This window comes from Streptomyces sp. NPDC014861 (genome assembly GCF_043081625.1).
Lineage (GTDB): Bacteria > Actinomycetota > Actinomycetes > Streptomycetales > Streptomycetaceae > Streptomyces.
On sequence record NZ_JBIBWV010000011.1, the window covers coordinates 114,225 to 129,499 of the forward strand.

General features: G+C 75.7%; 10 protein-coding genes. 5 read left to right on the forward strand and 5 right to left on the reverse strand.

What is annotated here, in order from left to right; all coding sequences use genetic code 11:
* The first annotated feature begins 2 nt into the window (after positions 1-2).
* From ACF1BN_RS22635 to ACF1BN_RS22650, 4 genes are all read left to right on the forward strand, one after another.
* Positions 3-485, forward strand: coding sequence for an NUDIX domain-containing protein (locus ACF1BN_RS22635; protein ID WP_392333400.1), 483 nt, complete (start codon positions 3-5; stop codon positions 483-485).
* A 293-nt stretch (positions 486-778) separates the two neighbouring features.
* Positions 779-2,671, forward strand: coding sequence for a helix-turn-helix domain-containing protein (locus ACF1BN_RS22640; protein ID WP_392333401.1), 1,893 nt, complete (start codon positions 779-781; stop codon positions 2,669-2,671).
* Between the two features lie 194 nt (positions 2,672-2,865).
* The gene (locus tag ACF1BN_RS22645) at positions 2,866-3,069 is read left to right on the forward strand and encodes a cold-shock protein (protein ID WP_007502648.1); all 204 of its coding nucleotides are present in this window, start codon (positions 2,866-2,868) and stop codon (positions 3,067-3,069) included.
* Between the two features lie 87 nt (positions 3,070-3,156).
* Positions 3,157-4,866 carry a DEAD/DEAH box helicase gene (locus tag ACF1BN_RS22650; RefSeq protein ID WP_392333402.1) on the forward strand — a complete coding sequence of 570 codons (1,710 nt, stop codon included), beginning with the start codon at positions 3,157-3,159 and terminating at the stop codon, positions 4,864-4,866.
* 88 nt (positions 4,867-4,954) lie between these two features.
* Here ACF1BN_RS22650 and ligA read toward each other — a convergent pair whose 3' ends face one another.
* Positions 4,955-7,042, reverse strand: a complete 2,088-nt coding sequence (ligA, locus tag ACF1BN_RS22655) for an NAD-dependent DNA ligase LigA (RefSeq protein WP_392333403.1) — start codon at positions 7,040-7,042, stop codon at positions 4,955-4,957.
* Between the two features lie 269 nt (positions 7,043-7,311).
* Here ligA and ACF1BN_RS22660 point away from each other — a divergent pair, with 269 nt between their 5' ends.
* Positions 7,312-11,364, forward strand: coding sequence for a HEAT repeat domain-containing protein (locus ACF1BN_RS22660; RefSeq protein ID WP_392333404.1), 4,053 nt, complete (start codon positions 7,312-7,314; stop codon positions 11,362-11,364).
* 82 nt (positions 11,365-11,446) lie between these two features.
* Here ACF1BN_RS22660 and ACF1BN_RS22665 read toward each other — a convergent pair whose 3' ends face one another.
* From ACF1BN_RS22665 to ACF1BN_RS22680, 4 genes are all read right to left on the reverse strand, one after another.
* Positions 11,447-12,235 (reverse strand): ABC transporter permease, encoded by a 789-nt coding sequence (locus ACF1BN_RS22665; RefSeq protein WP_392333405.1) that lies wholly within the window; start codon positions 12,233-12,235, stop codon positions 11,447-11,449.
* Positions 12,232-13,242, reverse strand: a complete 1,011-nt coding sequence (locus ACF1BN_RS22670) for an ATP-binding cassette domain-containing protein (protein WP_392333406.1) — start codon at positions 13,240-13,242, stop codon at positions 12,232-12,234. The genes ACF1BN_RS22665 and ACF1BN_RS22670 overlap by 4 nt, the downstream gene beginning before the upstream one ends.
* A gap of 142 nt (positions 13,243-13,384) precedes the next feature.
* Entirely contained in the window at positions 13,385-14,227 is an 843-nt protein-coding gene (locus ACF1BN_RS22675) for a DUF4097 domain-containing protein (RefSeq protein ID WP_392333407.1), read from the reverse strand.
* 87 nt (positions 14,228-14,314) lie between these two features.
* Positions 14,315-14,833 (reverse strand): toxin-antitoxin system HicB family antitoxin, encoded by a 519-nt coding sequence (locus ACF1BN_RS22680; protein ID WP_392333408.1) that lies wholly within the window; start codon positions 14,831-14,833, stop codon positions 14,315-14,317.
* Between the last annotated feature and the right edge of the window lie 442 nt (positions 14,834-15,275).

Sequence of the window (15,275 nt, forward strand, 5' to 3'; positions counted from 1 at the left end):
GCATGGCAATCCCTGACTTCATCCGAGAACTCCGCAAGACCGCCGGGCACCAGCTGCTCTTCCTGCCCGGCGTCAGCGCCGTCGTGTTCGACGACCGGGGCCGGGTCCTGCTGGGACGGCGCGCCGACACCGGGGCGTGGGCCGTGATCGGCGGCATCATCGAACCGGGGGAGCAGCCCGCCGACTGCGCCGTCCGCGAGGTCGAGGAGGAGACAGGCGTCCTGTGCGTGCCCGAGCGGATCATCCTCGTCGAGACCCTGCGCAAGCCTGTCGTGTACGCCAACGGCGACATCTGCCAGTTCCTTGACGTGACCTTCGCCTGCCGGGCCGTCGGCGGCGAGGCCAGGGTCAACGACGACGAGTCGATCGACGTCGGCTGGTTCGAGATCGGCGCCCTCCCGGAGATGAAGCGCTTCTCCCACCGGCGGATCGAGAAGGCGCTCGGCGACGGGCCCGCCTCGTTCCGCACCGCCCACGCGCGCTGAGGCCGGTCGCGCGCACCCGGCCGCGCCCGCAGCGCCCGTGCGGACCGCTCTCGCGCGCGCACCCGGCCGCGCCCGCAGCGCCCGTGCGGACCGCTCTCGCGCGCGCACCCGGCCGCGCTCGCAGCACCCGTGCGCACCCGCTCTCTCCCGCGCACCCGGCCGCGCGTCGGCCCCTCGCGCCGGCCTCACGCGTCGTCCACAGGAGTCGCCCGCGGGAGTGGTCCGCGGGAGCCGTCCCCGGGAGTCGTCCACAGGGCTGGTGCGCCCCGCCTCCGCCGGGTATCCCTGTCCCCATGTCGCACGAACACGTCTCCTACCTGGAACTCCTCGCCCGGGGAGCCGCCACGGAGGCATACGACCGGCCCGCGCTCCTCGCCCGCGCGAGCGGCGCGGGTCCCGAGACGCTGGCAGGGCTCGAAGAGGCCAGGCAGCTCGCCCTGCGCGTCCGCGCCGAACTGGAGGGCCGGCGCCGCCGCGAGGCCGAGCTGTCCGCCCTCTTCGCCACCGCCCACGACCTCGCGGGCCTCCGCGACCTCGACGCGGTGCTGCGCGCCATCGTCCAGCGCGCCCGCGCCCTCCTCGGGACCGAGGTCTCCTATCTGAGCCTCAACGACCCCGAGGCCGGCGACACCTACATGCGGGTCACCGAGGGCTCCGTCTCCGCCCGCTTCCAGCAGGTCCGGCTGGGCATGGGCGAAGGACTCGGCGGTCTCGTCGCGCAGACCGCCCGCCCCTACGTCACCGAGGACTACTTCGGCGACGCGCGCTTCCAGCACACCCGCACGATCGACACCGCCGTCCGCGACGAGGGCCTGGTCGCCATCCTCGGCGTGCCGCTCACCCTCGGCAGCCAGGTCATCGGGGTGCTCTTCGCCGCCGACCGGCGGGCCAGGGTCTTCGAACGCGAGCAGGTCGCTCTGCTCGGCTCCTTCGCCGCCCACGCCGCCGTCGCCATCGACACCGCCAACCTGCTCGCCGAGACCCGCTCCGCCCTCGCCGAACTGGAGCGCGCCAACGACATCATCCGCACCCACAGCGCCGTGATCGAGCGCGCCGCCGAGGTCCACGACCGCCTCTCCGAGCTGGTTCTGCGCGGCGGCGGCGTCCACGACGTCGCCGAGGCCGTCTCCGAGGTCCTCGGCGGCACCGTCGAGTTCACCGAGACCCCCGCCGGCGCGGCCCGCCGCGCCGACGGACACGCCGTCCGCGACGGCGACGACTGGGTGGCCGCCGTCTCCGCGGGCGGCGAGCACCTGGGCGCGCTCGTCCTGCGCGGCCGGCCCGGCCTCGACCCCGTCGACCTGCGCACCCTGGAGCGGGCCGCGCTCGTCACCTCCCTGCTCCTGCTCGCCCGCCGCTCGGCCGGCGAGGCCGAGCAGCGGGTACGGGGCGAGCTGCTCGACGACCTCCTCGACGCACCCGACCGCGACCGGCGCCTCTTCCGCGAGCGCGCCGCCCGCCTCCGTACCGACAGCGACGCCCCGCACGTGGTCCTGGCCGCCCGCGTCGACCGGGCCGGCCCCGGCGAGGGCGGCGAGCCGCCCGGCCGCGAGAGCGCCGACCGGCAACGCCTCCGGTCCGCCGCCTCCCACCTCGCCGCCACCCGCCGAGGCCTCGCGTCCGACCGCGACGGCGGCGCGGTCCTCCTGCTGCCGCTGGGCCCCGGCGAGGACGCCGCAGAGGTGGCCCGCCAGACCGCCGCCCACCTGGGCGGCGCCCTGCGCGAACCCGTCACCGTCGGAGCCTCCGCGCCGGTCCGGGCCCCGCTCGACCACCCGGACCAGGTGGCGGGCGCGTACCAGGAGGCCCGCCGCTGCCTCGACGCGCTGCGGCTGCTGCACCGCGCGGGCGAGGGCGCGGCGGCCGAGGACCTCGGCTTCCTCGGCCTGCTGCTCGCCGACACCCGGGACATCGGCGGCTTCGTGGAGCGGACGATCGGCCAGGTCGCCGCGTACGACCGGCGCCGGGGCACCGACCTGCTGCGCACCCTGGACGCCTACTTCGCCAGCGGCATGAGTCCGGCCCGCACCAAGGAGGACCTGCACGTCCACGTGAACACGGTCGCGCAGCGGCTGGAACGGGTGGGCCGCCTGCTCGGCCCGGACTGGCAGTCGCCGCCCCGCGCCCTGGAGATACAGCTGGCCCTGCGCCTGCACGCGCTGTCGGCTCCGCCCGCCGGCCGCTGACCTCTCACCCGGGGGTGCGGCGCGCCGCACCCCCGGGTGATCAGCACGGAGGCCCGGAGCGTGCTACGGTGGACTTGTTGCAGTTGTGGTACCCATGAACCTATGTGCGCCTGACCGGAATGCTTTTCCGCAGGCGCATATTTCGTTTTTCCGGCATCTCCGGATGGGGCCTCTGCCTACAGAAGGAGAAGGTCATGGCACAGGGAACCGTGAAGTGGTTCAACTCGGAAAAGGGCTTCGGCTTCATCGAGCAGGACGGCGGCGGCCCGGACGTCTTCGCCCACTACTCGAACATCGCCACCCAGGGCTTCCGTGAGCTCCAGGAGGGCCAGCGCGTCTCGTTCGACGTCACGCAGGGCCAGAAGGGCCCGCAGGCGGAGAACATCGTCCCCGCCTGATAGCCGGACGTTTTTCCGCTCACCGGGGTTCGCACCGTCGCGGTGCGGACCCCGGTTTGTGCTGTTCGAAGAAAGGCAGAGAAACCTATGTCCCGCAGGCCCCGGAAGCCGAGCAAGCGCGGCTCCGCCCCCTCGGCCCCGACCTCGTCCCCGGCTTCGCCCGGCGAGTTCCGGATGCCCGAGAGCGCGACGCCCGCCCTCCCCGCCGCGGAGGACTTCGCCGCTCTGGACATGCCCGCGGGGCTGCTGGCGACCCTCACCGCACAGGGCGTGACCACGCCCTTCCCCATCCAGGGCGCCACCCTGCCCGACTCGCTCGCCGGCCGTGACGTGCTGGCGCGGGGGCGGACGGGTTCCGGCAAGACCCTCGCGTTCGGTCTGGCGCTCCTCGCCCGCACGGCCGGGCTGCGGGCGCAGCCCAAGGCGCCGCTCGCGCTGGTGCTCGTGCCGACCCGCGAGCTGGCCCAGCAGGTCACCGACGCCCTGGCGCCGTACGCGACCGCGGTGAACGTGCGGCTCACCACCGTCGTCGGCGGACTGTCGATCACCAAGCAGGCCACCACGCTCCGGCGTGGCGTCGAGGTGGTCGTGGCGAGCCCCGGCCGTCTGAACGACCTCGTCGAGCGGGGCGACTGCGTCCTCGACGACGTCCGCATCACGGTGCTGGACGAAGCCGATCAGATGACCGACATGGGCTTCCTGCCGCAGATCACCAAGCTGATCAAGCAGGTGCGGCCCGACGGGCAGCGGATGCTCTTCTCCGCCACGCTGGACCGCAACATCGACCAGCTGGTGAAGCGCTTCCTCACCGACCCCGTGGTGCACTCGGTGGACCCGTCCGCCGGCGCGGTGACCACGATGGAGCACCACGTCCTCCACGTGCAGGACGTGACCGACAAGAAGGCCGTCACCACGCGGATCGCGGCCCGTGACGGCCGGGTCATCCTCTTCCTCGACACCAAGCGGTCGGCGGACCGGCTCGCGAAGCGCCTGCTGTCCGTCGGCGTCCGCGCGGCGGCCCTGCACGGCGGCCGGACCCAGCCGCAGCGGAACCGGACCCTGGAGCAGTTCAAGACCGGCCAGGTCACGGCGCTGGTGGCGACGAACGTCGCGGCCCGCGGCATCCACATCGACGACCTCGACCTCGTCGTGAACGTGGACCCGCCGGCCGACCACAAGGACTACCTCCACCGCGGTGGCCGCACGGCCCGGGCCGGCGGTTCCGGCAGCGTCGTGACGCTGGTCCTGCCGGAGCAGAAGCACGAGTTCAGCCGGCTCATGAAGGACGCGGGCATCGCCCCGCGGACCACCCGCCTCAAGTCCAGCGACGACGAGCTGGCCACCCTCACCGGCGCCCGCGAGCCGTCCGGTGTCGCGGTCACCATCGAGGTGCCCCAGCCGACCGCGCCCGCGTCCTCCCGCCCGGCCCGCAAGTCCACCGCCGAAGGCGGCCGCCCCTCCCGGCGGCGGCGCGGCGGCGGTGGCGGCGCGACGGCGCAGGCCGAGGCCCCCGCGCGTACGGGTGGCCGCGGTACCGGCCGCCGGACCGCCGCGGCGGGTGCCGGTGCCACCGGGGCCGCGGGCGGCGCGAAGGCCGTCGCCGGCGGCCGGGCCACCGCGGGCGCGAAGGCGTCCACCGCGGGCGGCGCCGCGGCCGGCGGCCGCGTCCCCTCCCGTCGTACGGGATCCGGTGGGACGGCCAAGGGCGGCGAGGCCGGGGCGAAGGCGGGCGGCCGGAGCGCCGACCGCCGTCCGCGCCGCCGCACCTCCGCCCAGGGCGGTACGTCGGAGCGCTGACGCCCACCGGCATGTCTGTAAGGGCGCACGGGCCCGGCCCCCTCGGGGGGGCCGGGCCCGTTGCCGTCACCGTGCCGTTCCGCCGCCGTCAGTCGAGGTGGGCGGCGACGAGTTCGGCGAAGGCCTCCGGGGTGAGGACCTCCACCCCGAGCTTCTCGGCGGCGACCACCTTCGAACTGGGCCTGCCGCCGGCGGCGGGCGCGGCGACCAGGCAGCTGGTCCTGGCGTTGACGCTGCTGCCGGCCCGGCCGCCGGCGCGCTCGATGAGCTCGTTCATCTGCGAGCGCCCGTAGCCCTCCAGGCGGCCGGTCATCTTTCCGGTGACCACCACCGTCCTGCCGGTCAGCGGCCCTTCCACGGGTGCGGAGCCCTCGGCGGCGGTGCCGGCGGGAGCACCGGGCGCCTCGGGCTCGGTCATGTTGACGCCCGCCGCGATCAGCTTGTCGACGACCGGGGCGAGAGCGGCCAGCTCGGCGACGACCACGGGCGCCTTCTCCGGGCCGATGCCCTCGACGGACAGCAGGTCCTCGGCGCTCGCCGCGCGGATCGCCTCCATCGTGCCGAAGTGGGTCGCGAGCCGCCGCGACATGCGACGGCCGGTGCCCCGGATGCCGAGGGCGCAGAACACCCGGCTGAGCGGGCGGCTGCGGGCCAGCTCGAACTGCTCGACGAGCTTCGCGCCGCGCCGGGCGCTGCCCGCCGCGGCCGTCAGCTGCTCCTCGGTGAGGGTGAAGAGGTCCGCCACGTCCGCGACCAGTCCGGCGTCGATCAGCGCCTTCACATAGGTCCTGCCGAGGCCGTCGATGTCCAGGACGTCTCGCCCGGCCGCGTACTCGATCAGCGGGGCGAGCGCGCAGCCCGCGCCCTTCGCGCACCGCCACCGCTCCTGGCTCCGGTCGATCCCGCCCGCGCAGTTCGGGCAGACGGCCGGCAGCGGGACCGGCTCGGCGCCGGCCGGGCGGAGCTCCACGACGGGCGCCTGGACGCGCGGGATGATGTCGCCCGCCTTGTGGACGGTGACGGTGTCGCCGAGGTGGAGGTCGCGGCGGGCGATATCGGCCGGGTTGTGCAGGGTGGCGCGGGAGACCGTGGAGCCGTCGATCTCGACCGGGTCGAGGACGGCGGTCGGCGCGAGCACGCCCGTGCGGCCCACCTCCCAGATGACCTCCCGCAGCACCGTCTGGCGCTCCACGGCCGACAGCTTGTAGGCGATCGCCCAGTAGGGGAAGCGGCTCCCCAGCCCGGCCTCGGCCTGCTCGGCCCGGCTGTTCGCCTTCACGACCACACCGTCGATGCCGAACGGCAGCCCGGCGCGGAGCGCGCCGATCGCGTCCACCCGCTCCTGCGCCTCCGCGACGGTGCCGACCACGTGCAGCCCGGCCGGGGTGTCGGCCGTCGTCCGGACGCCGGCCGCGGCGACCGCGGCCAGCACCTCGGCGTGCGTCGCCCCGGCGGGGAGAAACGATCCGCCATCCAGCTCGACGGCACCGTACGCCCAGAACGTCATCTCCAGCCGGTACGGCCGGTCCTTGGCCCGCAGGGTGCCCGCGACCGCGTTCCGCGGATTCGCGAAAGGCGCCCCGCCGTGCGCCGCGCGCACCTCCTGCGCCGTCTCGAACTGCTGGTGCGTGAACAGCACTTCGCCCCGGACCTCGAAGGTCACCGGCAGCGGCAGCCGCTCGGGCAGACCGACGACCGATCCCACGACGTGACTGACGTCCTCGCCGTGCGTGCCGTCGCCGCGGGTGACGACCTGGGTGAGCCGCCCGTCCCGATACCGGGCGGCGACGGCCGCGCCGTCCATCTTGGGCTCGACCGTGAACCCGCCCTCGACCGCCCGGCCGAGGCGCCGCTGGAGCGAGGCGCCCCAGGCGACCAGCTGCTCGGGTCCGAAGACGTTGTCGAGACTGAGCAGGCGCGAGGTGTGCGCGACGTCGCCCTCCGGCGCGGCGCCGTCGGCCACCAGCCCCGTCGGCGACCCGGGGGCCTCGCCCGGGTGCTCCGCCTCCCACGCCAGCACGGCCAGCCGCAGCGCGTCGTACGAGGCGTCGTCCAACGGGCTGTTCTCCCCGGCGTAGTAGGCGCGCGACGCGGTGCGCAACCGCACGAGCGCGTCCTCGTACGCGACGGAACCGGACAGGACAAGGTGCGCCTCGACGGCGGGAGATGCGGTCATGAACCCATTTTGGCGCCAGGGTCTGACAACGCCCCTCCGACAGCGGAGCCGGGGGGCGGACGGGCCGGCGAGCGGGACGAAAGCAGGTGGGACGGACGCGTCGGGGACCCTACGATCCCGGAGTGCGTCCGACATCGAGAACCCCAGCGGGTCACCGCCCCTCACCCTCCCGCCCCGCTCCCGCGAGCCCCGAGGCGGCGCTCGAATCGGCCGCCCGGGGCGGGCCGCCGGAAGGATGGCGCGAGTGGCCCGGTGAGGTGCTGGTGCCCGTGGTGCGGGTCGCGCTGTCGGCGGCGGAGCTCGTACGGGATCCGGGGGCGGCGGCGCGGGAGGAGCCGGGGGAGGCGCTGTACCAGGCCGTGCGGCGGGTCGAGATCGGCGACACCGTGGACGCCGCCGCGCTCGTCCGCGCGCTGGCCGGGAGCGGGGACGCCGTGCTGGAGGGGGGGGCGGTGCGGCTGGCCCGGGCGGGGCTGCGTCGCCGCGTCCTGGATCCGGGATTCGTGCGGCAGACGCTGACGGGTCTGCTCGGGGCGGGTGCCGGAGACGTCGTGAACGCCGCCCTCGCGGCGCTCGCCGAACCCTGGGCCGCCGTCGAGCCGCTGTCGGCCGCCCGTCTCACCGGCCTCCTCGGGCCGCTCACCGCCGACGCCGCGCTCACCACCGCCGCCGCGCACGGGCTGGGCGAGGTGCTGTGGAGGGCCGCGCTCGATCCGGACCGGACGGCCGGCGTACGCAGGCGGGCCCTGGCGCTGTACGGGGAGACCGCGCGGCGCGAGGACGTGCGCGCCGTCCTCGACCTCGCCGGGGAGGACCCGCTGCTGCTCGCCGGGCCGGCGGTCGACTGCCTGCGCGCGATGCACCGCCGCGGACACTTCGTCACGGACCCCGACGTCCCGGCCGTGCTGGCCCTCGCGCTCACCGACCACACGGTCCCGGCCCGCACCGTGGCGACCGTCCTCTTCACCGCCCGGCGCGCACTGCTGCGCCTCCTGGTGGACAGCGCGCCGGACGACGTCCTGTGGCCCCGCCGCCTCGACCTCCTCGTCGCCCTGGACGGGCAGGGCGTCGGCGGCCTGCCGGTGGCCGCGGAGATCGCCCGCGTCCTGCCGCTCGCCTCCGCCCCCGGCCCGTTCCTGCGGGCCCTGCGCGCGCTGCGCGACCCCGGGACCGAGGACGCCGTCCTCGCCGCCCTCCCGCACGCCCCCGCCGACGCGCTCGACGCGCTGGAGGCCGTCGGCGGGGAGCGGACGGTACGCGTCCTGGGCGCCGCCCTCGGCCTCGACGGCCCGCCCGAGCCGACGTCGGCCGAGCGCGCGGTACGGGCCTTCCGGCACCGGGCCCTGGAACTGGTCTGGCTGCTGGCCACCGATCCCGGGGTACGGCGGCGGCTGCTCGTCCGGGTCGACGCGGCCCAGCTGCCCGCCCGGATGGCCGCCGATCTCGGCGGGCCCGACGAGGGCGAACTCGCCCTCCTCGCCGCACACCTGGATCCCGCCAGGCCGGTCGCCGCCCTCACCCGGCTCGCCGCGCACGCCGGCCCCGGCCTGCTGCCCGTCCTCGCCGACCTGCTGCTGCGGATCGCCGGGGAGGCCGCCGCCGCGTGGGAGCCCGGCGGCGCGGAACCCGTACCGGGCGCGGAACCGGTGGTCCCGCCCGAGGCCGAGGAGGCGCTGCGCGACCTCGGCCGACGGCTGTACGAGCGCGGCCGGATCCGTCCACTGTGCCTCCTGGACGCCCCCGACGCCGACGCCGCCGGGCAGGCGCTCGTCGCCGACCTGGCCCTCGGCCTGCTGGACAGGACCGGGCTCACGGCGGGCGAACAGACCGTCCTGCTCCGCCTGCTGACCGACCTCCCGCGCGCGCCGCACCCCGCGGTCCGGCGCCGCGTCCACCCGCTCCTGCGCCACCCCGACCGGCACGTGCGCAAGCACGCCGTCGTCCTGCTCGCGCGGGACACGGAGGGCGACGGCGTCGAAGCCGTGTCGGCGACGCTGCTCGCGCTGACCGGACCGGACCGCGACCCGCAGACCGTACGCCGGACCGTGGAAGCCCTCGGCGACGCCGGGGCCCGCTGGGCGTCCGACGCGATCGCCGCCTGCCTCGACCACCCGGCCATGAACGTCCGCAAGACGGCAGCCCGCGCCCTCGCGACCGCCGGCACCGCCCAAGCCGTGCCCCGGCTCCTCCACCGCCTCGGCCGCGACGACAACCCCGGCCTGCGCTCCCTCCTCCTGGACGCCCTCCGCGCCCTCCTCGGCGACGCCCTCGACGCCACGGTCGCCGCCGCCGCGACCGGCACGACGGACGCCCGCGCCCGCGACCGCCTCCGCGCCGCGCTCGCCGCACCCGAGCCCGACCGGGACACGGCCGACCTCGAACGCCTGGCGGAGCACGGCTGGGACCCGGACGCCGCCCTGCGCCTCGCCGAACGCCACGCACCCGGCGGGCCCGCCGCCCCCCGCGCCGCGCGGCTCCGCGCGACCCGCCCGTACCTCTCCGACTGGCTGGCGCTCGCCGCCGGTTCGGAGCGGGCCCGGCGGGCCGTCCTCGGACTGCTGCCCGGCTCCCTCTGCCCGGACCCCCTCCCGGCCCACGAACGCGACACGCTCGCCCGGCACCTCACGGTCCTGCTCGACGGCCTCGCGGAAGCGGAAGGGGAGACCAGGGACGGGCTCATCGGCCTCCTGGAGAGCATCGCCCCGCGCGACTCCGTCCGCTCGCGCGTCATCACCGCCGTCAGGTCGTCGCCCCCGCGCCGCCCCGGCCGGCGGTCGACGCTGAGACTGCTCCGGCTCGCCGGCGCGGTCCTCGTCCGCGCCGACCTCGACCGCGAACTCGCCTTCACGGCCCTGGACCCGGACCCGGACCGGGCGGGTACGCGGCTGCTGAGCGAGGCGTTCGAGGTCACCCCGCCGACCGCTCCGGAGGCCTCGCACCGCGAACTCACCGCCGCCGCGAGGGACGTCCGCGCACTGTCCGCGTACCGCGCCCGGGTCGCGGCGGCCGGGTCGCGCGACCTGCTCGCCGCCCTCGCCGAAGCCCACGCGGACGCGCCCCGGGACGTCCGGACGGCACTGCTCGACTGGATGACGGACCTTCAGCCCCTGGGCGCCCCGCCCTGGACCCTCGCCGAGGACGCCCGCGCGGCGGGCGCCGCGCCGCGCGTGGTCCACCCCGCGGACCTGGACCAGCCCCGCTCGGCCGCGCAGCGCGAACGGCTGCTCGCCCTGCTCGCCTCCGGCACCCCGGAGCAGCGGAACACGGCCGCGCGCGCCCTCCTCCCCTGGCCCGAACCAGAGGCGCGGGCCGCCGTCCTCGACGCGTACCTGAGCGGCCGTACGGACGAGTCCGCCGCCCGCGCGCACCCGGCCGCGCTCGGCCGCGCGCTGGCGGAAGCCGGCCCGGAAGCGCTCCTCGGCGGCGCGGGACCCGTCCGGCCCGACCGGGTGGCCCGGATCGCCGCCACCGGACTCGACACCCGGGAGCTCCGAGACCTGTTCCCGGTCCTCCTCGACCTGTGGCGGCACGGGCCGGAGAGCGCGCGGGCGGACGCCTTCCGCGCGCTGCGCCGGGTGCCGGCCGACCTCCTGGCCGCGCACCTCGAAGACCGCCTCGCGCGGGGGGAGACGGGCCTCCTCGACCTGCTCGCGGACCGGCCCCTCCAGCGCACCCCGCTCCTCGACCGGCTGAGCGAGCGGCACCCCGAGGCGCGGCTCGCCCTCGTCGACGGCCCGCTGCCCGGCCCGGAGCCGGCCGAGCACCGGGCCGCCGCGCTCCGCACCCTGCGCGAGCGCGCGCCCGTACCCGTACCGGGGGGATCCTCCTCGTCCTCCTCGGACGAGGAACTGGTCGCCCTCCTGCGGTCGCCCGAGCCCGCGCGGATCCGGCGCACCCTGGCCCGGTTGGCGGAGCGCTCCGCCGTGCTCGAACCGGCGCGCCTCGAAGAGCTGTTGCGGGAGCTGCTGGCGCGTCCGGAGACCGGAGTACGGCTGCACGCGCACCGGACCTCGCGGACGCTGCTCGACCGGGAGGCGCACCTGCGGCTGACCGAGCTCCTGCTCGGCGACGCGCGGTCCGACGTGGTGCGCGGCGCGATCCGGGCGCTGTCGCGGGCGCGGTGGAAGCCGGCGCTCCCGGCGTTCGTCGCGCTCCTCGACCACGCGCGGCCCACGGTGCGGCGGGAGGCCGAGGAGGCCGTCCTGCGCGCCGGCCCGGACGCCGTCCCCCTGCTGCGCCGGTCCGTCTCCCGCGCCCGCCCGGACCGCCGGGCCGGTTACGAGCGCCTGCTGGAGCGCATCCGGGAGGCGGAGCCGCGGTAGGCGGACGCGTGGGGAACGCGGCGGGGGCGGCGCACGCCGACGGGTGTCGGGTACGCCGCCCTGGCGGCCGGGGAGGGTGGGGCTACCTCGGGTCGCGGTCGAAGACCGACTTCGACCACAGGTGGCCGAGGACGGTGATGCCGACGCACCAGGCCACCGCGAGCCAGCCGTTGTGGCCGATCTCGGTGCCGAGGAGGAGGCCGCGGAGGGTCTCGATGACGGGGGTGAAGGGCTGGTACTCGGCGATCGGCCGGAACCAGCCGGGCATCGAGTCGATCGGGACGAACGCGCTGGAGATCAGGGGGAGCACGATCAGCGGGAGCGCGTTGTTGGAGGCGGTCTCGGCGTTGGGGGAGACCAGGCCCATGCCGACGGCGATCCAGGTGAGCGCGATGGCGATCAGGGCGGTGAGGCCGAAGGCGGCGAGCCATTCGAGGGCGGTGGCGTCGGTGGAGCGGAAGCCGATGGCGACGGCGACGGCGCCGACGAGGACCACGCTCATGAGGCACTGGAGGACGCTGCCGACGACGTGCCCGACGAGGATGGAGGGCCGGTGGATCGCCATGGTGCGGAAGCGGGCGATGATGCCCTCGGTCATGTCGTTGGAGACGGAGACGGCGGTGCCGACGACCGTGCCGCCGACGGTCATCATCAGGATGCCGGGGACCACATAGGCGACGTACGCGGCGCGGTCGGCGCCCGCGCCCATGCCGGCGCTCATCACGTCGCCGAAGACGTAGACGAAGAGCAGCAGCATCATCACCGGGGTGAGCAGCAGGTTCAGCGTCAGGGACGGGTAGCGGCGGGCGTGGAGGAGGTTGCGCCGCAGCATCGTGGACGAGTCGCGGGCGGCGAGGGAGAGGGCGCTCATCGGGCAGACTCCTGCTTCTGGTCGGACGGGCCGGGCCGGCCGCTCCGGTGGGGGGCGTCGCCCGCGGTGAGGGCGAAGAAGACGTCGTCGAGGTCGGGGGTGTGGACGGTGAGCTCGTCGGCCTCGACGCCGGTGGAGTCCAGCCGGTCGAGGATGGCGCGCAGCTCGCGCTGTCCGGCGCCGCTGGCGATCTGGAGCGTCAGCGCCTCGTCGTCGCGGGCTGCCTCGGTGAGGGTGGCGGCGGCGGTGCGGTAGGCGGTGGGGTCGGTGAAGCGGAGGCGGACGTGGCCGCCGGGGATCTGGCGCTTGAGCTGTTCGGCGGTGCCTTCGGCGACGATGCGGCCGCCGTTGAGGACGGCGATGCGGTCGGCGAGTTCGTCGGCCTCTTCGAGGTACTGGGTGGTGAGCAGGACGGTGACGCCGTCGGCGACGAGTTCGCGGATGATCTGCCACATGTTGTGGCGGGAGCGGGGGTCGAGGCCGGTGGTGGGTTCGTCGAGGAAGATGATCCTGGGGTTGCCGACCAGGGTCATGGCGATGTCGAGGCGTCGTTTCATGCCGCCGGAGTAGGTGGAGGCGGGCTTCTTGGCCGCTTCCACGAGGTCGAAGCGGGCGAGGAGTTCGGCGGCGACGCGGCGGCCCTCGGCCTTGGGGAGGTGGTGCAGGTCGGCCATGAGGAGCATGTTCTCCTCGCCGGTGATCAGGCCGTCGACGGCGGAGAACTGTCCGGTGACGCCGATCGCGGCGCGGATCTTCTGGGGTGCGCGGGCCAGGTCGTGGCCGGCGACCGTCACCTGGCCGGAGTCGGCGGTGACGAGGGTGGAGAGGATCTTGACGGCGGTGGTCTTGCCGGCGCCGTTCGGGCCCAGCAGGGCGAAGATCGAACCGGCCGGCACGTGGAGGTCGACTCCGTCGAGGACGGTCTTGTCGCCGTACGACTTGCGCAGAGCGGTGGCGGTGATGGCGGCAGGCGCGGTGCGCCCGTCGCTCCGGTTGGGCATGGGCATGACAGGAAAAGGCATGAGGCCCTCCGATCGAGGGGTGAGGTGAGGGAGGAGCGAAGGCTGGGGGGTGAGGTGGGGGAGGAGCGAAGGCTGGGGAGGGGCGGGGGCGAGGGGCCGCCCCTGGGGGAGGGGGTGCGACGGGAGGTCAGGCGCGGGCGCGGCGGATGTCGATGTTGCCCCAGTTGGTGCGCGCCCGGATCGTGACGGTGTCCTCGGTCTCCGTCGGGGCCTCGGACGCGCTGAGCGTGTTGCGCACCTGTCCGCGGTGGGAGCTGACGTCGAGCCAGGCGGCGGTGCCCTCGCGGACGCCGACCTCGATGGAGCCGTTGGACGTCTCCAGGTGGACCTCGCCGTGCGAGACCTCGGAGACGCGGAGGTTGCCATGGGTCGTGGTGCCGGTGACGTCCGAGTCGGCGCGCACGATCTCGACGGAGCCGTGGGCGCCGTTCACCCGGAGCTCGCCGGTGACGCGGTCGACGATCGTGCTGCCGTGGGAGTTCTTGAGGACCGCGGGTCCGTCGATCGTGCCCACGCGCAGGCTGCCCGTGCTGCTGGTGATCTCGGCCGCGCCCTCGACCCGGTCGACGGTGGTCGCGCCGTGCGCCGCGTCCAGGGTCAGCGGTCCGGTGGTGTCGAGGCGGACCTCGCCCGCCGAGACCTTGACGCTGGTCTCGCCGAGCCGTCCCCCACCGATCACCGAGGCGCCGGTGCCGGTCACGTCGACGCGGGAGCCGGCGGGCAGGTCCAGCGCCACGTCCACGGTGCCGCCGCGCCCGATCAGGTTGGCCTTGGGCGTCCTGACGGTCAGGGTCCCGCTCGCGAAGGTCACCTCGGTCTGCTCGGCCGCCCGGACGTCCAGGTCCTTCTGCGCGTTGCGCGGCCGGACCTCGACGACGGTGTCGGGACGGTCGCCCGCGGTGATCGTGAGCGAGCCGGCGTACACGAACGCGGTGACGGAGATCGGTGCGGGAGTGTCGAAAGAAGGCATGGCTGTCCCGTCCTCTTGGGTCGTCGGGTCGTCCCCGCGGGTGGGGGCCGTGTTCGGGAAGGAAGTGGTGCGGGTGCGGTGCGCCGGCTAGCGGACCCAGCCCGTGATGCTCTGTCCGATGGTGCGGGTCTTCTCCGGCGGGCGGGGAGCGGTGCCGCCGCCGACCGCCGCGGAGACGGCCCGGACCAGCCAGGCGTTGACCGACAGGCCCTCGCGGGCGGCTGCCTCCTCGGCGCGGGCTTTGAGGTGGGCCGGCAGCCGCAGGTTGACGCGGGCGGTGCCGCCCTCGTCGCCCTCGGCGACCGCCGGGACCGGGAGCGGTTCGGCGGGCGGGGCCGGCTCCACGGGGGCGGCGGCCCCGGTCGGCGGCGGCGTCACCACGAAGTCGGGGTCGAGGCCGCGCAGCCGTACGTCGACCGAGCCAGGGGCGAGCTCGCGGGTGATCTCGTCCATCGCGGCGGAGAGCACGTTGAGCAGGGTGAGGCGGGTCGCCGACTCCAGGGGGGCGGTGAGCCGCTCGGCCAGGTCGCGCGCTTCGTCGCCACCGGCCTCGGCGGCCACCGCGAGTTCGCGGCGGAGGCTGTCGACGTACGGGGTGAGGTCCATGACGTCATCATGGCACCAGGATGGCGCCATGTGCAACCCTCTTTGGCGCCGCGTGGCCCCAAGTGGCGCTGAATGGTGCCATGGATGGCGCCGAATGGTGTCGCGTGACGCCATGCGTGACGGGGGTGGCGCCACGTGAGACGGAGGCGGTGGTATGCGCCACGGGGCGGCAGTATGCGCGGCGGGGGTGGCGCCATGTGCGACGGGAGTGGGCGCGCGTGACGGAGGCGGCGCCATGCGCGACGGAGAGTGGCGTCACGCGTGGTGGGAGTGGTGCCATGCCTAGCGGGAGTGGTGTCATGCGGCCTGGGTGTGGCGCCATGCGGCGCCGTGGCGGCCGAGGCGGCGCGGCGGCGCCTCGGCGGCCGTCGTCCCTGGCGACCGGGTCCGGCGGGGGGTCGCGCCCGTCCGGCCCCTCGCCCGTCCGGCCCCTCGCTCGTGG

What these genes read in the sequence shown, in the direction of transcription:
- ACF1BN_RS22635 (WP_392333400.1), top strand. Translation starts at nt 3, where the DNA reads ATGGCAATCCCTGACTTCATCCGAGAACTCCGCAAGACCGCCGGGCAC.
- ACF1BN_RS22640 (WP_392333401.1), top strand. Translation starts at nt 779, where the DNA reads ATGTCGCACGAACACGTCTCCTACCTGGAACTCCTCGCCCGGGGAGCC.
- ACF1BN_RS22645 (WP_007502648.1), top strand. Translation starts at nt 2,866, where the DNA reads ATGGCACAGGGAACCGTGAAGTGGTTCAACTCGGAAAAGGGCTTCGGC.
- ACF1BN_RS22650 (WP_392333402.1), top strand. Translation starts at nt 3,157, where the DNA reads ATGTCCCGCAGGCCCCGGAAGCCGAGCAAGCGCGGCTCCGCCCCCTCG.
- ligA (WP_392333403.1), bottom strand. Translation starts at nt 7,042, where the DNA reads ATGACCGCATCTCCCGCCGTCGAGGCGCACCTTGTCCTGTCCGGTTCC.
- ACF1BN_RS22665 (WP_392333405.1), bottom strand. Translation starts at nt 12,235, where the DNA reads ATGAGCGCCCTCTCCCTCGCCGCCCGCGACTCGTCCACGATGCTGCGG.
- ACF1BN_RS22670 (WP_392333406.1), bottom strand. Translation starts at nt 13,242, where the DNA reads ATGCCCATGCCCAACCGGAGCGACGGGCGCACCGCGCCTGCCGCCATC.
- ACF1BN_RS22675 (WP_392333407.1), bottom strand. Translation starts at nt 14,227, where the DNA reads ATGCCTTCTTTCGACACTCCCGCACCGATCTCCGTCACCGCGTTCGTG.
- ACF1BN_RS22680 (WP_392333408.1), bottom strand. Translation starts at nt 14,833, where the DNA reads ATGGACCTCACCCCGTACGTCGACAGCCTCCGCCGCGAACTCGCGGTG.